The organism is Longimicrobium sp. (genome assembly GCF_048594345.1).
Classification (GTDB): Bacteria; Gemmatimonadota; Gemmatimonadetes; order Longimicrobiales; family Longimicrobiaceae; genus Longimicrobium.
Map to the genome: position 1 here is coordinate 22,857 of NZ_JBMDXM010000173.1, position 19,357 is coordinate 42,213.

The 19,357-nt window shown below is 69.9% G+C and carries 15 protein-coding genes; 13 read left to right on the forward strand and 2 right to left on the reverse strand.

The annotated features are described in order from the left end of the window. Positions 1–111: 111 nt before the first annotated feature. From ACOJUJ_RS18960 to groL, 8 genes are all read left to right on the forward strand, one after another. A complete protein-coding gene (locus tag ACOJUJ_RS18960; RefSeq protein ID WP_420128466.1) occupies positions 112–972 on the forward strand; it encodes a carotenoid biosynthesis protein in 861 nt (286 codons plus the stop codon). Next, entirely contained in the window at positions 969–2,882 is a 1,914-nt protein-coding gene (locus tag ACOJUJ_RS18965) for a squalene/phytoene synthase family protein (RefSeq protein WP_420128467.1), read from the forward strand. The genes ACOJUJ_RS18960 and ACOJUJ_RS18965 overlap by 4 nt, the downstream gene beginning before the upstream one ends. Next, positions 2,879–3,439: a hypothetical protein gene (locus tag ACOJUJ_RS18970; RefSeq protein ID WP_420128468.1), complete on the forward strand. Its 561-nt coding sequence runs from the start codon at positions 2,879–2,881 to the stop codon at positions 3,437–3,439. Before ACOJUJ_RS18965 ends, ACOJUJ_RS18970 begins: the two co-directional genes overlap by 4 nt. After that, a complete protein-coding gene (locus tag ACOJUJ_RS18975) occupies positions 3,432–4,136 on the forward strand; it encodes a lysophospholipid acyltransferase family protein (RefSeq protein WP_420128469.1) in 705 nt (234 codons plus the stop codon). Before ACOJUJ_RS18970 ends, ACOJUJ_RS18975 begins: the two co-directional genes overlap by 8 nt. Then, the gene (locus ACOJUJ_RS18980) at positions 4,133–5,266 is read left to right on the forward strand and encodes a glycosyltransferase (RefSeq protein WP_420128470.1); all 1,134 of its coding nucleotides are present in this window, start codon (positions 4,133–4,135) and stop codon (positions 5,264–5,266) included. Before ACOJUJ_RS18975 ends, ACOJUJ_RS18980 begins: the two co-directional genes overlap by 4 nt. After that, entirely contained in the window at positions 5,259–5,984 is a 726-nt protein-coding gene (locus ACOJUJ_RS18985) for a phosphatase PAP2 family protein (protein WP_420128471.1), read from the forward strand. The genes ACOJUJ_RS18980 and ACOJUJ_RS18985 overlap by 8 nt, the downstream gene beginning before the upstream one ends. Before the next feature lie 597 nt (positions 5,985–6,581). Further along, positions 6,582–6,884 carry a co-chaperone GroES gene (gene groES, locus ACOJUJ_RS18990; protein ID WP_420128472.1) on the forward strand — a complete coding sequence of 101 codons (303 nt, stop codon included), beginning with the start codon at positions 6,582–6,584 and terminating at the stop codon, positions 6,882–6,884. A 66-nt stretch (positions 6,885–6,950) separates the two neighbouring features. After that, positions 6,951–8,588 (forward strand): chaperonin GroEL, encoded by a 1,638-nt coding sequence (gene groL, locus ACOJUJ_RS18995; protein WP_420128473.1) that lies wholly within the window; start codon positions 6,951–6,953, stop codon positions 8,586–8,588. 299 nt (positions 8,589–8,887) lie between these two features. Here groL and ACOJUJ_RS19000 read toward each other — a convergent pair whose 3' ends face one another. Beyond that, positions 8,888–9,712, reverse strand: a complete 825-nt coding sequence (locus ACOJUJ_RS19000) for a sensor histidine kinase (RefSeq protein ID WP_420128474.1) — start codon at positions 9,710–9,712, stop codon at positions 8,888–8,890. Positions 9,713–10,127: 415 nt separating this feature from the next. Between ACOJUJ_RS19000 and ACOJUJ_RS19005 the strand changes: the two genes are divergently transcribed. From ACOJUJ_RS19005 to ACOJUJ_RS19020, 4 genes are all read left to right on the forward strand, one after another. Next, the gene (locus ACOJUJ_RS19005) at positions 10,128–10,709 is read left to right on the forward strand and encodes an RNA polymerase sigma factor (RefSeq protein ID WP_420128475.1); all 582 of its coding nucleotides are present in this window, start codon (positions 10,128–10,130) and stop codon (positions 10,707–10,709) included. Positions 10,710–10,758: 49 nt separating this feature from the next. Further along, complete coding sequence (locus tag ACOJUJ_RS19010) at positions 10,759–15,690, forward strand: amino acid adenylation domain-containing protein (protein ID WP_420128476.1); 4,932 nt, start codon at positions 10,759–10,761, stop codon at positions 15,688–15,690. A gap of 329 nt (positions 15,691–16,019) precedes the next feature. Continuing rightward, positions 16,020–17,075, forward strand: a complete 1,056-nt coding sequence (locus ACOJUJ_RS19015) for a 6-bladed beta-propeller (protein ID WP_420128477.1) — start codon at positions 16,020–16,022, stop codon at positions 17,073–17,075. Between the two features lie 138 nt (positions 17,076–17,213). Then, positions 17,214–17,558, forward strand: coding sequence for a hypothetical protein (locus ACOJUJ_RS19020; RefSeq protein ID WP_420128478.1), 345 nt, complete (start codon positions 17,214–17,216; stop codon positions 17,556–17,558). Positions 17,559–17,681: 123 nt separating this feature from the next. On the opposite strand, the gene ACOJUJ_RS19025 is transcribed toward ACOJUJ_RS19020, so the two are convergent. After that, complete coding sequence (locus tag ACOJUJ_RS19025) at positions 17,682–18,410, reverse strand: DUF1963 domain-containing protein (protein ID WP_420128479.1); 729 nt, start codon at positions 18,408–18,410, stop codon at positions 17,682–17,684. A gap of 160 nt (positions 18,411–18,570) precedes the next feature. On the opposite strand from ACOJUJ_RS19025, the gene ACOJUJ_RS19030 reads away from it, so the two are divergent. Next, a complete protein-coding gene (locus ACOJUJ_RS19030) occupies positions 18,571–19,341 on the forward strand; it encodes a carbon-nitrogen hydrolase family protein (protein WP_420128480.1) in 771 nt (256 codons plus the stop codon). Positions 19,342–19,357: the final 16 nt, after the last annotated feature.

Genomic DNA, 19,357 nt, shown 5'->3' on the forward strand with positions numbered 1-19,357 from the left:
AAACCTTGTGCAAGCATTCTACAGTCGGGTATCGTACTTGCGGTCAGCGGTGGGACGACTGCCGCAGGAATCCCGCCGCGCGGCGCGCACGCTTTTTTCCAGCCGTAGGGTATGATGCCACGTCCGTCCCCATCCCCCGCCACCGGCCGCTGGCCGCGCGCCGCGCTGTGGGTGCTGTGTGCGTTCACCGCGTTCACGCTGGCGGGCTACGCCAGCTTTGGGCTGCACCCCCAGCTGCTGGCCCGCTGGCCCAACCTTGCGCCCATCTACGGGGTCGCGTTCCGCTTCTTTGCGGTCAGCCACGTGCTGATCGCCGGCGCGGTGCTCTTCCTGTTCCTCATCCTCCACGCCGGGCGGCGCTGGGTGGCGGCGTTCGCGGCGCTGTACGCCATCAGCCTGTCGTCGGAGCTGCTGGGGACCAGCATGGGGATTCCGTTTGGCGACTACGGCTACACGGAGCTGCTGGGGATCAAGTGGTTTGGCCTGGTGCCGCTGGTCATCCCGCTCAGCTGGTTCTTCATGGCGCTTCCTTCGTACGCACTGGCGCTGCGGGCCCTTCCCGCGCCGGAGGCGGCCGGGCGGCGGGTGCTGCTGGCGTCGCTGATCCTGGCCAGCTGGGACCTGGCCCTGGACCCGGCGATGAGCTACGCCACCAAGTACTGGGTGTGGGGCGAGGCGGGACCGTACTACGGGATGCCGCTGCTGAACCTGTTCGGCTGGTACGTGACCGGCCTGCTGCTGATGGGCGCGCTCGCGGCGCTCCGCGCGGAGTCGTGGATCCGGCCGCTGCCGCACCGCTGGCTGGGCGGCTTCTACCTGGCCAACCTGGCGCTGCCGCTGGGGATGAGCGCCGCCGCCGGCCTGTGGGGCGCGGTTGCCGCCACCGTGGGCGCGCTGGGCGTCGCGTACGCCGCGGCCCGGGTGCTGGCGGCGCGGATGCCCAGCGCGCGGCTGGTGGAGGTGCGCGCGTGAGCGCGGCGACCGTGGAGCGGGTGGATGCGCTGGCCGAGGTGCGCGCCGGCCTGGCGCGCGCCGCCGACCGCTGCGCTGAGGCGGGAATGCCGCGCCCCGCCTGCGACGGCCAGCTGCTGCGCCCGCTGCTGGCGTACGCCGCCGCGGGCGGCTCCGCCGAAGCGCTGACGGACGAGCTGTGGTGCGGCGCGCTGGCCGTGCAGCTGGCCCACGAGGCCTCGCTGGTGCACGACGACATCGTGGACCAGGCCAGCACCCGCCGCGGTGTCCCCACCGTCGCCGCGGCGAAGGGGGTCGGCCCGGCGCTGGTCCTGGGCGACCACCTGCTCTCGTCCGCCTACCGCATGGCCGCGGCGACGGGAAGCCTGGAGTTCGCCTCGCTCTTTGCCCGCGCGGTGGAGCGCACCATCGCGGGCGAGCTGGCGCAGGGGCGCGCCTCCGGCCGCCGCCTTTCGTGGGACGAGTACCGCGAGATCGCGCTGGGCAAGGCGGGGGAGCTGATGGGATGCGCCGTCGCGCTCCCCGCCGTGCTGCAGGGACGGGGGGATGCGGAGCGCTGCTTTGAGTTGGGCCGGCGGATGGGGCTGATGTACCAGATGCTGGACGACGTGCTGGACTACTGCCCCGCCGCGCAGACCGGCAAGCCCGCGCTGGGCGACTACGCGCAGGGCCGCTGGACCTGGCTGCTGGAGGAACTGGACGGCGTGGAGTTCGGCGGCGAGCCGGCGGGGATCGCCGCGCGGCTGCACGCGGCGACGGCGGAGGGCGATACGCCGCTGCGCCGCTGCCTGGCCCGCCTGCAGAGCGAAACCCTCGCGCTCACGGGCGAACTGCGCGCCGCCTTTCCGGGCGACGACCTGCTCCCCGCGCTGCTGGCGCAGTGGATGCACGGCGCTCGCGTGGCCGTGGAGCGTGAAGAGGCGGCGCGTCGTCCGGCGCCCGCCATCGCCCGCCGCCCGTCGGACCGGCTGCTGAGCCGCGTCCCCTCCGCCGCGGAGTGGGGCAGCTACTTTGCCGTCAACAGCCGCTCGTTCCGCTTTGCCGCGCGCTTTTTTCCGCCGGGCGAGTGGGAGCGCGTGGCCCGCGTCTACGCCTGGTGCCGCGTCACGGACGACCTGGTCGACCTTCCCAACGCGACCGACGACGCGGAGGAGATGCTGGATGAGTGGGTCCATCTTACCCGCCGTGCCTACGACGGCTCGTCCACCGGCATCGAGCTGCTGGACCGGGTGATGGCCGAGTCCGCCGCCGCCGACGTGCCGTTCACCTACGCGGCGGAGCTGGCGGAGGGAATGCGGATGGACCTGCGGATGCAGCGCTACGCCTCCATGGCCGAGCTGCGCGTCTACACCCACCGCGTGGCGTCGGTGGTGGGGATGTGGATCACGGAACTGTCCGGTGTCCACGCGCCGCGCGTGCTGGCGAAGGCGGGGGAGATGGGGCACGCCATGCAGCTTACCAACATCCTGCGCGACGTGGGCGAGGACTGGCGGCAGGGCCGACTGTATCTGCCCGCGGATGCGATGGAGCGCCACGGCGTTACGGCGGATGCGATCGACGCCATGGTCCGGCGCGGCGTGCCGGACCCCGCCTACCGCTGCCTGGTGGAGGAGCTTCTGCGCAGTGCGGAGGCATCCTACCACGGCGCCTTTGCCGCCATCCGCGAGCTGCCGGCGGGCTTCCGCCGGCCGGTGGCGGTGGCGTCGTACGTCTATCGGGGCATCCACACGCCCATCCGCCGCGCCGGCCACGACAACTTGTCGCGCCGCGCCGTGACCTCCGGCATCGCCAAGGCGTGGCTGGCCGTGCGCGCGCTGTGGGACGTGTGGAAGCTGGAGCGCGCCCCGGCCAGCGCGTTCGCCGAAACCGAGGCGCGGGAGGCCGCGCCCGTGCGCCTGGCCGGCGCGTGAAGCGGGCGATCCTGGCCGCGGCCCTGCTCGCGCCCGCCACCCACGCCGAAGCGCAGGCGCTGTCGCCCGCGGAGATCCAGGGCGTGCGCGAGCTGTATGGTGAGGCGCTGACGTCCGAGCGCGCCATTCCGCGCGGTCTGGCCGAGGTGGAGCGGCTGCGCGCCGGCACGCGCGATCCGCAGGCGCTGGCCACGCTTACGGCGTACCGCGGCGCGTTCACCGTGCTGCGCGCCAAGCACGGCATCTGGCCGCCCGACCGGCTGCGCCACACGCGCAACGGCCTGGCCGTGCTGGACGGCGTCATCGCCGCCAACCCGCGCCATGCCGAAGCGCGCTACCTGCGGCTGATGAGCTGCTACTACCTGCCGGGGATCTTTGGCCGCGGCTGGTCGGTGCGCGACGACTTCGCGGTGCTCGCGCGGCTTCTGCCCTCCGCGCGCGGCGACTACCCGGCGGACCTGTACGCGGCCATCGTGCGCTTTGTGATGGCCAACGGGCACCCGTCGCCGGAGCAGCGGGCGGCGCTGCAGGCCGCGCTGGGGGCGGCGGATGGATAGCCGCTGGCAGCCGCCCGCCGTCCGCGCGTTCGAGTTGTTCTTCCGGCCCTGGCGCGACGCCCGCGTACGTACGCTGGTCGCCGGGCTGCCGCGCGCGCTGCCGGGTGGCGTGCCGCTGCTGCTGGCCGCCAATCACGTAAGCTGGTGGGACCCGTTCACCCTGCGCGAGGTGCAGCGCGCGCTGCGCCCCGGCGCCCCGTTCTTTACGGTGATGCTGGAGGCGGAGCTGGCGCGGCGGCCGTTCTTTCGCCGCATGGGCGTGGTGGGGCTGGACCCCTCCTCGCCCGCGTCGCTGCGCGCGTGCATCCGCCAGCTGCGGCGCCTGCTGGCGGAGCACCCGGACGGCTCCATCTGCTTCTTTCCGCAGGGCCGCATCTGGCCGTCGTTCAAGCGCCCGCTCGCGTTTCGCCCCGGCATCGGGCTGCTGGCGCGCGAGCTGGCGCCACTGGTCGTGCTCCCCGTCGGCTTGCACGTGGAGCCGCTGAGCGCCACCCGCCCCACCGTCTTTGCCTCCGCCGGCGAGCCGCTTTCCATCGATCACCGGCTTGATCCCGTGGATGTCGAACGCGCGGTGGAGCGTGAGGTGGATGCCGTGCACGCCTTCCTTGCCCGCCACGGCGAGGATGCGCCGCGCCACTGGCCCGGCCCGGGCGGCAGGCTTCCCGCCGCGACGGCACCCGCGGAGTCGGTGCGATGATCGCGCTGGACCTGCTGAGCATCGTCCTTCTCGCGGCGATGCTCCTCGTCGCGCTCTACAACCTGGCGACGGCGCCGCGGCTGGAGGATGCAGGCGAGCCCGGCCATCTCCCGATGGTCAGCGTGCTAGTTCCCGCCCGCGACGAGGCGGAGAACCTGCGCCGCACCCTCCCGCTCCTCCTCGGCATCGACTATCCGCGGCTGGAGATTCTGCTGCTGGACGACCGCTCGGTCGACGGCACCGCGGAGGTCGCGGAGCAGATCGGGCGTGCGGGCGGCGCACCGCTGCGCGTCCTGCGCGGCAGCGATCCGCCGCCGGGGTGGGTGGGAAAGAACTGGGCGTGCCATCAGCTTTCCGAAGCCGCCACCGGAGGAGTGCTCATCTTCTGCGATGCGGACGTGGAGGCCGCGCCCGCCGCCGTCCGCCGCACCGTGGCGATGATGCAGACGCATCGCGGCGGAGTGCTGACCGCCATCCCCCGCCAGCGGTTGGACGGGTGGATGCAGGCCGCCGTGGTGCCCGTCATCGTCCAGCTGCCCGTTGTTTCGATGCTGCCGCTGCGGCTGATCCCCATCACCCGCTCTCCTTCGCTCTCGATGGCGAACGGCCAGTGGCTCGCGTTCACCCGCTCGGCGTACGACGTGGTCGGCGGGCACGATGCCGTGCGGGAAGAGGTGCTGGAAGACGTGGTGCTCGGCCGTCTGGCGAAGGCGTGCGGCGAGCCGCTGGTCGTCTGCCCGGCGCCGTCGCTGCTGGCGGTGCGGATGTACGGCGGCGCGGCGGCGATGCGCGAAGGTTTTCGGAAGAACCTGTATCCGCTCCTGGGCGGGCGTCGCGCTTCGTTCGTGGCGGCGCTGGCGCTGCTGTCGGTGGCGTGGCTGTATCCGTTCGTCGCGATGTTGCGTGGAACATTGACGACGCTGGTGCCGCTGGCGCTGTTGCTGGCGGTGCGGATTGCCGGGGCGCTGCTCTTTCGGCAGGGGTGGCGGACGGTGGTGCTGCACCCCGCCGGCGCGCTGCTGGCGATGGTGCTCGCGGTGGAGTCGTGGATCGGCCACGAGCGTGGCAGAGTGAGGTGGAAGGGCAGGGCGCTTCCGCCGCGTGTCCCGATCCCCGCTCCGGATGCTTGAAGGGTGGGTGTCCGTGCGGATGCTGCGCGAATGCATCCGCCGGCTGAACCGCGGCTACCGTGCTGTGCCCCCGGACGTGCTCCGCCGCTGGTGGATCACGCTGTCCGCCGGGATGGCCGCGGTGTGGCTGCTGACGGTCGCGATGGTGTTCGCCGGCCAGCGGCTGGAGTTGAGGACGGCGCTGGACTGGGAAGAGCCGGCGCTGCGTGCCTTCGTTGACGCGGCGCCGGTGACGTTCAACACCGCCATCTGGATGGATGCCGCCGGAAACGGGCTGGTGCTCTGGCTGGGCATCCTGACCTTCGCGGCGCTGGCGGCGTGGCAGGGGCTCGCGCTGCGGGCGCTGACGCTGCTGGTGGGCTTTACCGCCGCGTACGTGCCGTTCGTCACCGGCTGGCTGCTGTGGCGGCGCGCGCGGCCGCTGCTGGTGGAAGACGGCATCGCCACTCCCGGCTCGCTGTCGAGCTTTCCGTCCGGCCACGTGGTGCAGGCCGTCGTCGCGTTCGGCATCCTCGCCTACCTGTGGGCCAGCACCACGCGCAGCCGCGGCGAAGGGCTGCTCGCGTGGCTGATCGCGCTGTCCGGCGTTGGCGCGGTCGTGGTGGCGCGGCTGCGGCTGGGCGCGCACTGGCCCACCGACATCATGGCGGGCGCCATCCTGGGCGCCGCGTGGCTGGCGGTGCTGATCATCGCCCTGCGGCGGGCGGAATCGGGCTGAGTGCTGAGCGCTGGCCGCGTCTGGCGACGCGGGGGCCCTCACCCCCGGCGGGCCTTTTGCTCGTTCCTCGCAATGGCCGTCGACCCCTCCCCCAAACTGCGGGGGAGGGGTGGTCTGCACCGGAGAGCGGTGGCGCTTCGGAGGAGTCGAAGCGGGATCGAAGTCCACCTCCCCCAGGGTTTTTGGGGGAGGTGCGAGCCTAAGCGAGTAAGGGGGCGCCGTCGGGCGCAGTGCGATGCTGGGTCGTCGCGCCACCGAATTTCTCCCCTCTCCGTGAGGAACGAACGGGGAGGGGCCGGGGGAGGGGCACCCCGCCGACGCAGTTCGATCCCTGAATCCAACCTCCTGCAAATCCGTCCCGCCACTCCGCCGTTCCGGCACACAATCCGCCACTCTGGCAAGACCTGAAAGGTACGTACCCTGCATTCCGCGGCGCGCAGAAAACCCTCCTGCCGCATGCTTGACAGCAGGGCCCCGGCGGTTATGTTACCGCCGTCGTTAGCACTCCACGCTGGTGAGTGCTAACAAGGCAGGTGAGGTTGACGTATACGCTGTTTTTCAACCCATCACAAACTCATTACGCAGGGAGGTCACCAGATGGCTACCGCGACCGATATCAAGGTCAAGCCGCTCGCGGACCGCGTCGTCGTCAAGGCGCTCGAGGAGAACGAGCAGATGCGCGGCGGGCTGTACATCCCCGACACCGCCAAGGAAAAGCCCCAGCAGGGCGAGGTGGTGGCCGTGGGTCCGGGCCGCGTCGAGGACGGCAAGCGGGTCGACATGGAGCTCAAGGTGGGCGACAAGGTACTGTACGGTAAGTACAGCGGCACCGAGGTCACCGTCGAGAACGAGCAGTACCTGATCCTGCGCGAGTCGGACGTCCTGGCGGTGGTCGGCTGAGGCCGAAGCATCTTCCGGTTCTGACCTGACTGAAATTCGAACTCATAGATAGGGAGACTGCGAACGATGGCTGCCAAGGAGCTGACGTTCAACACCGACGCCCGCGCTTCGCTCAAGAAGGGCGTCGACAAGCTGGCCGAGGCCGTGAAGGTGACGCTGGGCCCCAAGGGCCGCAACGTCGTGATCGACCGCAAGTTCGGCTCGCCCCTGATCACCAAGGACGGTGTGACGGTGGCCAAGGAAGTCGAGCTGGAGGATTCGATCGAGAACATGGGCGCGCAGATGGTCAAGGAGGTCGCGACCAAGACGAGCGACCTGGCCGGTGACGGCACCACCACCGCGACCGTGCTGGCCCAGGCCATCTTCCGCGAGGGCCTGAAGAACGTGACCGCCGGGGCCAACCCCATGGCGCTCAAGCGCGGCATCGACAAGGCCGTCGAGGCCGTGATCGCCGAGCTCAAGGGCCTTTCGGTTCCGACGGCCGGCAAGAAGGAGATCGCCCAGGTGGGCACCATCTCCGCCAACAGCGACGAGGAGATCGGCAACCTCATCGCCGAGGCCATGGAGAAGGTGGGCAAGGACGGCGTGATCACGGTCGAGGAGGCCAAGGGCCTGGAGACCACGCTGGAGACGGTCGAGGGAATGCAGTTCGACCGCGGCTACGTCTCGCCGTACTTCGTCACCGATCCGGACCGCATGGAAGCCGTCCTGGACGACGCGCTGATCCTGATCCACGACAAGAAGGTCAGCACCATGAAGGACCTTCTGCCCATCCTGGAGAAGGTGGCGCAGATGGGCCGTCCCCTGCTGATCATCGCCGAGGACGTGGAGGGCGAGGCCCTGGCCACGCTGGTGGTGAACAAGCTGCGCGGCACCCTGCGCGTCTGCGCCGTCAAGGCCCCCGGCTTTGGTGACCGCCGCAAGGCCATGCTGCAGGACATCGCCGTCCTGACCGGCGGCCAGGTGATCTCGGAAGAGGTCGGCTTCAAGCTCGAGAACGCGGTGGTCAGCGACCTGGGCAAGGCCAAGCGCATCGTGGTCGACAAGGACAACACCACCATCGTCGACGGCGCCGGCAACACTGAGACCATCGAGGGCCGCATCAAGGAGATCCGGTCGGCCATCGACAAGACCACCAGCGACTACGACCGCGAGAAGCTGCAGGAGCGGCTGGCCAAGCTGGCCGGCGGCGTGGCCGTGATCCACGTGGGCGCCGCCACCGAGACGGCGATGAAGGAGAAGAAGGCCCGTGTGGAGGACGCCCTGCACGCCACCCGCGCGGCGGTGGAAGAGGGCATCGTCCCCGGCGGCGGCGTGGCGCTGCTGCGCGCCCAGCAGGCCCTGAAGGGCCTTACGCTGGACGACGCCGACGAGCAGATCGGCGTGCGCATCATCGAGCGCTCGCTCGAGGAGCCCATCCGCCAGATCAGCCTGAACGCGGGTGTCGAGGGCAGCATCGTCGTGCAGAAGGTGCGTGACGCCAGCGACAAGAACTACGGCTACAACGCCCGCACCGACGAGTACGAGGACCTGGTTGCCGCCGGCGTGATCGACCCCACCAAGGTCACGCGCACCGCGCTGCAGAACGCCAGCTCCATCGCCGGCCTGCTGCTGACCACCGAGGCCGTGGTCACCGAGAAGCCGGAGCCCAAGAGCAGCGCCCCGGCCATGCCCGGCGGCGGCGGCATGGACGGCATGTACTGAGCCAGTCGGCCGCAAGGCTGAACGGATTCAGTGGATAAACGGAACCGGCGGAGGGCCTCAGGCTCTCCGCCGGTTCTTTCGTTTTATTCCTATGATCCGCCTTCATGTCTGTTCCTCTTTGTTTTTCGTGCCCTCCCAGCCGTCCGTGTGATATGAGGCTGCAGCAACAATCGGGGTGCGCGATGATTGTGAGATCCGGCAGTCCCGCATTCTCCCGGCGCCCGAACCGCCTGCGCACGGATGACTCCGCTCACCCGCTCTCACCTTCATCCATGGGACATGCACGGCCGCACCGTCCGTCAGGGTGGCGCCGGCATGGCCGCCGGCGTGACGCTGGGGAGTTCGGGTTCCGGGCGCGGAATGGTGACGATGAACGTCGTTCCACGCCCGACGGTAGACGCCACGCCGATGGAGCCGCCGTGCGCGTGCACGATGTCGCGCGTGATGGCGAGGCCCAAGCCCGTGCCGCCACGCTTTCCGTGGGTGATGAAGGGCTCGAAGATGCTGGGAAGGATGTCCTCGGCGATGCCCGCGCCCGTGTCCTGGATGCCGAAGACAACGGCGTCGCGGGTGTCCTCGATGGTGAGCGCGAGGTCGCCTCCGTTCGGCATGGCCTCGCCCGCGTTGGTGATCAGGTTGACGAGCGCGCGCAGCAGCAGGTCCGGGTCGCACATCACAGAACCGGCGGAGCGTATGCGGCGGTGCACGCGAATCCCCCGTCCTTCCAGCCCGCACAGCACCACCTCGTTTAGCGGCGCGACCAGCGACGGGACTGGCACCCGGGTGAGCGCCACCTCGCTCACGCCGCGGGTGAACTCCAGGATTTCCTGCGCCATCCGGGTCATGCTGTCGGCATTTGCGCGTAGAAGCATCGACGCCTTTTCGGCGCTGATCAGGCCTTCTCGCAGCAACTCGGACACGCCGGACACAACCGAGATGTACTGTTTGAGGTCGTGTACCACGATGGCCACCATCGCGCCCAACTGGGTGAGACGCACGTCGCGCCTTACGTCTGTTCTGTCGGCATCCGTGAGGCTTGTGATTAGCGCGACGGCTTCCCGTTCCTGCGTGGGGAGGGCATCGCCAACACCCATGTCTCCGTCGGATTGGATTTCGCTGCTCATCCCAGCCTCCGAGTGTTGAGCGGTTCGCTCCCTTAGGCCGCCGATCGGCCGCAGCCCGCCGCGTCGTCCTTCTATTGAATCAACACACACGAAGGCCGAATCTGTTACAGTGTGCCCGAGCACAGCCGCACACCGTGAGTGATGTACGGCGGTGCTTTCCAAGCCCTGATCCGGAAAAACGGTCCGAACGGCCCAAGGATAATCATCAGCCGCTCCCTGGATTACGTTTCGTCCAGATTGAAGCGCATGCGCAGCCGTGTGTGCCAATCACACGCATCGTGGCTGCATGTGAGATGATTGCTGTAACAATCGGATCGCCGGGCGGTATTTACTTGTATGGGGGAGATGGAGCGGCTCGTCGGCGGGGGGCCACGGCCGCGGTCGGGAACAAGGTCCCACGGAGAGGGAGCGTCCCATGTACTCTGAACCCGAGCCGTTGTCCCAGAATCCGGAACCGGAGGCGGTTCCCCTGCTCCAATCCAGCGAACCTGCCCCGGTTTCTGAATGGCCGCCGGGAGGGGTTGAGGTGATGGAACGGTACTGGATTCCGCTCTATCGATGGGCGTACCGGAAAGTGCGAGACGAGCACGGGGCAACGGAAATCGTGGAAGAAGTCTTTCTCCGTCACCTTCGGAACCCCGAGAAATACCCGGTGCAGGCGCTGTGGACGCTGCTGAGGTGGGAAACGTCGCACTGGCGCAGCCGGCAGAAAAAGCACCAGGCGCTGTCGATGGCTAGCGCCATCGACGAAACCGAAGGGCCCTACGACGACGGCCCTGACGCGCTGGAAAGCCTGATCGGCAGCGACGAGCACGAAGCTATCCTGCACGCTGTTCATCGGCTCAAGCAAGGGGACCGCGACATCATCACCCGCTACTACCTCCAGCAGGAGACGATCGGGGAGATCGCAGGCGCGTTGGGCATCCAGCCGGGAACCGCGCGTGTCCGGCTTAGCCGGGCTCTCAAGCGGCTCCGCGGACTCATCGAGGGATATTGACCGCGCGAGCGATCAAGCCATTCACGGCTTCTGAACGGGAGAAAAGGCAATGAAAAACCCTACCGGCAAGCGAAACAACGCTCAGGCCGATGAGGCGGAGAAGGAGCCCGAGGCCGCCGAGCCGCCCGCCACGCCTCTCAACGGTCGCGAGTTCGCAGACGCGGACGCGTGGTTTCTGAACAAGCTGAATGGTGAGTTGGGGCCGGCGCTGATCGCGGCCCTTACCAGCGAGCAGACGGCAGAGGAGTCGGTGCGCGATGAAGATCTTCCTCCACAGGGCAGGGACGTGGTGGGTGCCATCGCGCGGATCATGCACCGCCTTAGCCACGGGGACGAGAACCGGGATCGCACGGAGGCACCGTGCGATCCCACGGCCGTCGTGGTGAGCGGCGGCGTGGACGTTGGTGTTGGCCAGCACGTCGAGCTGGGCGAGCTTCGCCCGCTTTACGGTGATGGTACCCCTCCCGCGGGGGAACCTCGCGGGCCGGCGCTCAGCTGGAGCATCGAGCTTTCCGCGGAGATCCGCCGCGTCCTGTCCTGGGCGGGCAGGTGGGTGCACGTGAGCCAGGGGCACGCGGTGCACGGGCTGGCATCGTATACCCTTTCGGTCGATACCCGCCCCGCGCGGATCCGGAAGGGCGCGCTCCGCGTTACGGTGCATCCTGAGGCGGACGAGCCGATAGATGTGGTGCTGACGCCGGCGACCCCCGTGCGCACGCTGGACGGGCTCTCCGCCGAGTGGCGCACGATCCGGCTCGCCCTTGGGGCCAGGACGTCGGCGGAGAATGCCCTGTCCGCGCTTTCCTCCGCACCGTGGGACCCGCCGCTCGATCCCGGCCTTGCCGGCGAGAATCCGCTCCGGGCATACAGGCTCGCAGATCCACCCGGGTCCACACGGATTCTGGGGCTGGGCGCGGCCGGGTACCCACCGCTGGATCTCCAGGGTGGGTCTGATCACGTCCGGGGGCCGTTCGTCGGGGCGGGAGCGACGTACGAGCTGACCCCGAAGTTCAGCGAGGACGCGCGCATCGAAGAGCTGCTGGGGCACGCGGTTGCATACCTGGTAAAGCTGCTGCGCGAGCGCGGCGTGCACGAGCGCACCCCCGTGGGCGTGCTTACGCGCTACCGCGGCTACGCTCCCTGCCCGGTGCAGGCGGTGCGCGAGCTGGGTGCCGAGTACGTGCCGCTGGACCCCGACGTGGGCGCCGCCGGCCTGGCGTCGCTGCTTTCCGCCACCGCCCCCCTCCTGGTGCTGGCGGAGGAGGGGCTGACCGACCGCCTTCCCGCGAACGGGCCGCCGGTCGTGATCCTGGACGCGTGCCTGAGCGCGCTGACCAGCCTGCCGACGGAGCCCCCGGCCCCGCCCCGCGTATCTCCCAAGTGGTACCTGGGCTGCGGTGACCTGGGGCGGAGCTACGACTATGGCCCGCCCGTTGGATGGGGATGGGCGGATCCGGATTCGTACGGCGGGTCCCGCGGCAGCCAGATGTTCTTTGCCGGCCACCACACCTGCTGGGAGCTGGGCAGCGCGTACGACCCTCCGGATGGGATGGAGCGGGAGGAGATGCATCCGAGCCTCGCGGCCCTGGCCGCGGAACTCGGGTGGCCCTCGTGCCCCCCCTTCGAGGCGCGGGCAGGTGTGTCGCAGGTGCCCCCCGGGCTGGCGATCGACTTCGGCACCTCGTCGTCCCGGTACGTGCACACCCGGTGCGCCATGGGAGGGTGGCGGCGCGAGCGCGGCCACATCCCGGACCCGTCGCGGCGGCTTGCCCCGCCCAGCGTGGCGCAGGAGCGGCTGTGGCTGCGGCACCGGAACGAGCCGGACAGCGCACGCGGCAACGTCAGCTTCTCCGTCGCCCTGGGGGGGGCGCTGGATGCCGACGCGCTGGGCCGCGCGCTGGGCGAGCTGGTGCGCCGACACGAGGTGCTGCGCAGCACCTTCCGTGACGACGGCGACGGCCTGCACCTGGTGATCCATCCCGCTCCCGGCCGCCTGGATCCGCGGGTGGTGGACCTGTGCGGCGCGGCGCGCGACGACGTGAAGCGGCGGCTGGAAGACGAGGCGGCGCGCCCGTTCGATCCGCGCGGCCAGCTTCCCGTGCGCGCCCTGCTGGTCCGCACGGGCCAGACGGAGCACACCCTGGCGGTGACCGTGCACCCCGCGGCGGCGGACGAATGGTCCGCCGGCACGCTGTTCCACGATCTGTGCACCGTGTATGGCGAGTACCGGGCAGGTTCGGCTTCACCGCTCTCAGCGCCGGAGGTGCGGTACGCCGACTTCGCCGCGTGGCAGCGGCGGGCGCTGGAGGAGCGCGTGCTGGAGCCGCGGCTGGCGTACTGGCGCGACCGGCTGCGCGGCGCCCCCGCCGTGCTGGAGCTGCCCCACGACCGGCCGCGCCCGGCGCCCGCCGGCCGCCGCCCCGCGGTGCGCCACTTTGACCTTCCCGCCCTATTGGCCGCGCGGGTGCGCTCGCTGGCGCGGGAGCTGGACGCGACCCTGGCCGAGGTGGTCCTGTCCGCCTGCAGCCTGCTGCTGCACCGGCTGACCGGGAGTGACGACGTGGTGGTGGGGACGCGCGTGGCGGGACGGGTGCGCGGCCTGCCGCCGGGCGCGGTGGGCTGCTACGCCGACACCCTGCCGCTGCGGGCCGACCTGTCCGGCGACCCGAGCTTCCGCACGCTGGTGCAACGGGTCGCCGGGGAGGTGCGGGAGGCCCGGGCGAACGAGGGCGTGCCCTTCGAGTCCATCGTCGAGGCGGTGCGGCCGGAGCGCACCCCCGGCCGCCACCCGCTTTTCCAGGTGGCGGTCGCGGTGCGCGAGGTGCCGGCGCCCGTACGCCTGCCCGGCCTTTCGCTGCGGCTGGCCGAGGTGCACGGCGGCGCTCCGGGGCTGGACCTGTTCCTGGAGGTGCAGGACGATCGCGAGCGGCTGCGCGGGCGCCTGCACTACGCCCCAGACCTGTGGGAGCCCGACACGGCCGACCGGATGATCCACCTGTTCCGACGGGTGCTGGACGCCGGCGCGCTGCACCCGGACCGCCCCGCCGCCGCGGCTCCGCTGGTGGTGGACGCCGAGCGGCACGTGCTGCTGGAGCACTGGAGTGGCACCGTGCGTCCCTATCCGCGCGAGGCCACCATCCACGAGGTGTTCGCGCAGGTGGCGCACCGCCACCCGTCGCGCACCGCGCTTTCGTGGGACGGGGGGCAGATGACCTACGGCGAGCTGCACGCCCGGTCGCTCGCCGTGGCTGCTCGGCTGCGGGGGCTGGGCGTGCGGGCGGACGAGCCGGTGGCGCTGGTGATGCAGCGCTCCCCGCAGCTGGTGGCGGGGATACTGGGGATCCTCCACGCCGGCGGCGCGTACGTCCCCATCGACGCCGAGTACCCGCACGAGCGCGTGTCGTGGATGCTGGCCGACTGCGCGGCCCGCGTGGCCGTGACGCAGGAGCGGCTGGCCGCGGTGGTGCCGGCCGGCGTGGAGGTGGTGCGGATTGAAGAGGCGTGGGATTCGCGCCCGGTGCAGGCGGGTCCCGGAGGGTCGGCCGGTGCGGGGCCGGAGGGCGCCGCCTACGTCATCTACACCTCTGGCTCCACCGGCCGCCCCAAGGGTGTGGTGGTGCCGCACCGCGCCGTGCTGCGCCTGGTGCGGGACGCCGACTACGCGCGCTTCGGGGTGGAGGAAACGTGGCTGCAGGTGGCCCCCGTCTCGTTCGACGCGTCCACGCTGGAGCTGTGGGCGCCCCTGCTGAACGGCGGATGCTTGGCCATCTACCCGCCGGAGCAGCCCATCGCGGAGGCGCTGATGAGCTTCGTCACCCGCCACCACGTGACCAGCGCTTGGCTCACGGCGGGGCTTTTTCGCCGGCTCGTCCACGACAAGGTCGACGTGCTGGGGGGGCTTACGCAGCTGCTGGCGGGAGGCGACGTGCTGTCCATCTCGCACGTGCGCGAAGTGCTGGAAAGATACCCACGCCTGCGCCTGATCAACGGGTACGGGCCCACGGAGAACACCACCTTCTCCTGCTGCCACGCCGTCACGCTCGCGGACGTGGAGCGCGGCTCCATCCCCATTGGCCGCCCCATCGCCAACAGCACCGCGTACGTGCTGGACGCGCGGATGAACCCGGTGCCGGTGGACGTGCCCGGCGAGCTGTACGTGGGCGGCGACGGAGTGGCGCGCGGCTACCTGCGCGCGCCGGCGCTTACGGCGGAGAGGTATCTGCCCGACCCTTTCTCCGCCTCCCCGGGCGCGCGGCTGTACCGCACCGGTGACCGCGCGCGGTGGCGGTCTGACGGGACGCTGGAGTTTCTGGGGCGCATTGACCAGCAGGCCAAGATCCGCGGCTACCGCGTGGAGCCCGGCGAGATCGAGGCGGCCCTGCTGCGCCACTCCGCCGTGGCCGATGCGGTGGTCCAGGTGCGCGAAGACGTCCCCGGCGAGCGGCGGCTGGTCGCGTACGTCAAGCCCGCGTCGATGGCCACAAGCCACGGGACGCGTCTGGCGGCGGAGATCCGCGATGCGCTGGAGCAGGAGCTTCCGGCGTACCTGATCCCCTCGGCCATCGTACCGCTGGAGAAGCTGCCGCTCACCGCCAGTGGCAAGGTGGACCACGCCGCCCTTCCCGCCCCGCGTTCGCCGCGAAGCGGCACCGAGCCGCGCACGTACGTGGAGGGTGTGCTGGCCACCATCTGGAAGGAAGTGCTGGGCCAGGAGGTGGTGTACCTGGATGACGACTTCTTCGAACTGGGCGGTGATTCCATCCTAGCCATGCGGATTGTCGCGCGTGTGCGAGAGATGCTCAAGCTTTCGCTGCCGGTGCCAACGCTCCTGGAGGCGCGCACGCCAGCTCAGCTGGCGAAGCGAATCGAGCGGGCGCAGCCTGAGGTGAAGAAGGAGGTGCTGGCCGCGATGGCGGCAACGACGGAGCCGGTCCTTCCGCTGCCCGTGTGGAATCTCACCGAGTGGCGGGAAACCGTGTAACAGAGCGACAGGGCGGAGAGCGGTGTCTTTGCTCGCCCATTGGCGAAAGCCACCGGCGGCGGCATGGACGGGATGTACTGATCCGATCGGCCGCAAGGCTGAACGGATTCGGTGAATAAACGAAACCGGCGGAGAGCTTCAGGCTCTCCGCCGGTTTCGTGCTCACGCATGGATTACTGCCGCTTTCGCCGCAGATGGTATCTAGATCGGGAGCCGTGCGCCGGACCCGAGGGCGGATAGGGAACGATTCTTGACGATCAATTCTCGCTCGATCGATTAACCATTAGGGGTGTCGGTACGCCCTCCCTCCAAAACCCTCACGGATCGCGATGATCCTTCCTCTGTGCTCCGGCAGCCGAGGTCCCGCATGGGTGGCCCTGCTGCTCATCGCGCTGCTCGCGCCGCTGCCGTCATGCGCGCAGAGGGACGGGGTGGTGCGCGCGCAGGGGCCCGGCGCGCGGCTGGTGCTGACCGAGGTACTGCGGCTGGGGAGCGTTTCCGGGGATGAGGCGTTCGGGCGGGTGATGGATGTGGAACTGGGCCCCACGGGGCGCATCTACGTGGCGGATGATCTGAGCTGGAACGTCGTGGCGTTCGACGGTGCGGGACGCCTTCTGCGGCGGGTGGGGCGCCGCGGCCAGGGCCCGGGGGAGTTCGAGAGGCCCTGGTATCTGGCGGTGGACCGGTACGATTCGCTGTTCGTATGGGATGGTGCGCTCGCCAGGATCTCCGTGTTCGGGCCGGACTTCCGTTTCGCCCGCAGCTTTCCCGCGCCGGGCCCGTGGACGGTGAGCGGATTCTCGGTGCGTCCGGACGGCACGCTTCTCGTCGGTGCGTTTGCCCCCGGGGCCGCGAGATCGATTCACGTGCTCGCCCGCGACGGCCGCGTGTTGCGGAGCTTGGGTCCGTCGGCGGATGCGGCGGGGATTCCCGAGGGGTTTGCGTCCAGCCTTCTTGGCGGAAGCGTGCACGAGAGCAACGAGGGGATCGTGTTTTCGCGGCGCAGCCCGTACGAACTGGTCTTTCACGACCGCACGGGCCGCCGGCTGAGGAGTTGCCGGGGCGATGCGCGGTGGACGACGCCTCCGCGAACCGTGGTGCGGGTGGAAAACGGGCAGCAGGCGCTGGAGTGGCAACGGTTCGTCCACTCCACGGGCGCGATCTCGCTGGGAGGCGGATACTACCTGAACGAGCTTCTGGATCCCGATGGACAATCCACCACCCTGGACCTGGTGCGCGCCAATTGTGCGCTGGCGCATCGCCGGGTGCACGACGGGGTGCTCGGCTTTCGAGACCGGCGCGGTGATCTGCTGGTCGCGCGGGTGGGGGGTGAGGTCCCTCAGGTGGCGCTCTTTCGTTACCGCATTGAACGGGTTGTGCGGTAACGGCATGCCGGAATGCCCGCGCCTGAGCCAGCCTCTTCCCCAGCGAGGTAATGCATGAAGAAGATCGTACCGTGGGTGGCAGCCTGTGCGGCGCTCCTGTCGTCCGTGGGCGCGGCCACGCCTCTGACCGCACAGTGTATGGCTTGCACGAGCTCCAACTCGTGCGGTCCCTCAGGGGCTCGCGGCGGCTGCATCGCGAGTTGCAACGGTGAGATCTGCGCCTGCTCCGACACCCGGTGCCGGCCGGGGATCACGACGGCTCCCGCCGGCGCGGAGTATCCGGCACGGTTTGCGGCCCAGGCCAACGGCAGCGAGCAGCGGGGTGACGCCGTCGTGGTCTTCGTGCGCGAGTGCGACGGATCCGTGGAGCTTCTCGTCTACTCGGAGGATGGGATGCGCCTGATCGAGTCGCGGCTGTTGCTGGGCGAGTCCGAATCCGTGTCTCCCGCACGCCTGGCGCTGGCCGAGGCCGACAGCAGCTGAAACAGGCGCCGGTTGCGGCCCTTTCTGCGTGGCAACGAGGACGGCCCCGCTCCCTCACACGAGGGGCGGGGCTGCCCGCGTTTCAGGCGGTTCCAGATGGCGGGGCGTCCGGCGAGCGGCGGATCAGTAGCAGGCCCAGCCGAAGGCGAGGCGCCCTCGGTGCCGCGGGCACTGCGTGACGTGGCCAACGCCGGCGTCCCCGAACATGTAAGGAAGGTTCTGCTCGGAGTCGACCTGGAAGAGCAGTTCCATCCGCTCTCCGCAGTCAGGGCAGCTGGGGTACTCGACTCCCTGCACCCACAGTGGCCAGCCCAGCAGCTTTTCTCCGCCGAGCGGGAACCCCGCTTCACTCAGTGTGTCGCTTTCCTCGTCCGAGAGGGTCAGCCCCCTGTCTCCCAGTTCCTCCCAGTTGGGATAATCGGCGCTTTCCGCCCAGTTGACGATGCGCTTCCCCGGAAACGTATCCGGTGCCGCGACCGCCGCCGTGCCGCCGCCCAGGTCGTCGCGCGCGACGAGGCGAAGGAACGCGGTCGGGGAAAAAGGCGCCCACGGCTCCGCGTCGACGGTGCATGCATCGTCGTCGCTCGTGCAGTAGAAGAACTGCAGGAGCCCGCCTTCGAGACGCGCGGCGGCTGGCGGCGGAAGATCTCGCGCGTTGAGCTGCACGAAGAGCTGCATCGGGCGGCCGCAGCTGCCGCAAGCGGGCCACGCCTCGCCGGTCCGCAGCCAGGGCGCTCCGCCCAGCCGGGAGCCGTCGGGCGCGCCGTCGCCGTCCACCACCTCGGGCGTCCAGGCGCTGCGCCGGTGGGGCGCCAGCTTCTCGCGCAGCGCGGGGTTCTTGATGTCTGACATGGGCGTGGGGAAGGCAAGAGGAGGGCGATTCGTCTGCCCGGCCAGTGTATTGCTGGAACTCCGCTCGGGCAAGCTGCCCCCAAACCATCTCTCGCTGCCATTCCGTGGAGTGGAGCGGCCCCATCCGGCGCAGCCCCTCTCCCTCGGAGTCAGACCGTCCGTGAAAGTTGCCGCGTACCAGGTTCCGCTGCTCCAGGTGGGTTCGATGGAGGCGATCGATCTCATCCGCGAACACGTCGCGTGGTGCGAGGCGGAGGGGGTGGAAATCCTCTGCTGCCCGGAGGCCGTGCTTGGCGGCTTGGCGGACTACGCGACGAGTCCGGAGGATTTTGCGCTCGACATGGAAAGCGGTCAGTTCGCCGAGGTGCTGGCGTCCCTCGCGAGCGACACGGTCACGACGATCGTCGGGTTTACCGAAGTCTCCGGTGAGGGCGCGATCTACAATTCGGCGGCCGTCTTTCACCAGGGCGCAGTCGCCGGCGTGTATCGCAAGCGGCATCCGGCGATCAACAGATCGGTTTACCAGGCTGGGGACGAGAGCCCGGTCTTTACGATCGGCGGGCTGACGTTCGGCATCCTCATCTGCAACGACTCCAACTTTCCCGAACTGGCCGAAAGCATGGCTGCGCAGGGAGCGGCGGCGCTGTTCATCCCCACGAACAACGGTCTTCCTCCCGAAAAGGCGGACGTCGTGGCGCAGGCGCGCAACGTCGACGTTGCCCTGGCCACCGCGAACCGCGTGTGGGTGATCCGGGCTGATGTGGCGGGTCGCGATGGAGGACGCGTATCGTATGGATCGTCCGGCATCATCGACCCGGAGGGCCGGATCCTTTCGACAGCACGGCGGCTTGCCGAAGATCTGCTGGTCGCGGACATCGACATCGCCCCTGTCCATCGCCCCTGTCCGCCGAACGTCGGACGTCATGCATGAAACTGTCGGAGCCGCG

Bases quoted from the DNA above. Each gene is read 5' to 3' on its own strand.
- ACOJUJ_RS19020 (WP_420128478.1), top strand. From the start codon at position 17,214: ATGGCTTGCACGAGCTCCAACTCGTGCGGTCCCTCAGGGGCTCGCGGC.
- ACOJUJ_RS18960 (WP_420128466.1), top strand. From the start codon at position 112: ATGATGCCACGTCCGTCCCCATCCCCCGCCACCGGCCGCTGGCCGCGC.
- ACOJUJ_RS19010 (WP_420128476.1), top strand. From the start codon at position 10,759: ATGAAAAACCCTACCGGCAAGCGAAACAACGCTCAGGCCGATGAGGCG.
- ACOJUJ_RS19005 (WP_420128475.1), top strand. From the start codon at position 10,128: ATGTACTCTGAACCCGAGCCGTTGTCCCAGAATCCGGAACCGGAGGCG.
- ACOJUJ_RS19015 (WP_420128477.1), top strand. From the start codon at position 16,020: ATGATCCTTCCTCTGTGCTCCGGCAGCCGAGGTCCCGCATGGGTGGCC.
- ACOJUJ_RS18985 (WP_420128471.1), top strand. From the start codon at position 5,259: ATGCTTGAAGGGTGGGTGTCCGTGCGGATGCTGCGCGAATGCATCCGC.
- ACOJUJ_RS18980 (WP_420128470.1), top strand. From the start codon at position 4,133: ATGATCGCGCTGGACCTGCTGAGCATCGTCCTTCTCGCGGCGATGCTC.
- ACOJUJ_RS18975 (WP_420128469.1), top strand. From the start codon at position 3,432: ATGGATAGCCGCTGGCAGCCGCCCGCCGTCCGCGCGTTCGAGTTGTTC.
- ACOJUJ_RS19025 (WP_420128479.1), bottom strand. From the start codon at position 18,410: ATGTCAGACATCAAGAACCCCGCGCTGCGCGAGAAGCTGGCGCCCCAC.
- groES (WP_420128472.1), top strand. From the start codon at position 6,582: ATGGCTACCGCGACCGATATCAAGGTCAAGCCGCTCGCGGACCGCGTC.
- groL (WP_420128473.1), top strand. From the start codon at position 6,951: ATGGCTGCCAAGGAGCTGACGTTCAACACCGACGCCCGCGCTTCGCTC.
- ACOJUJ_RS19000 (WP_420128474.1), bottom strand. From the start codon at position 9,712: ATGAGCAGCGAAATCCAATCCGACGGAGACATGGGTGTTGGCGATGCC.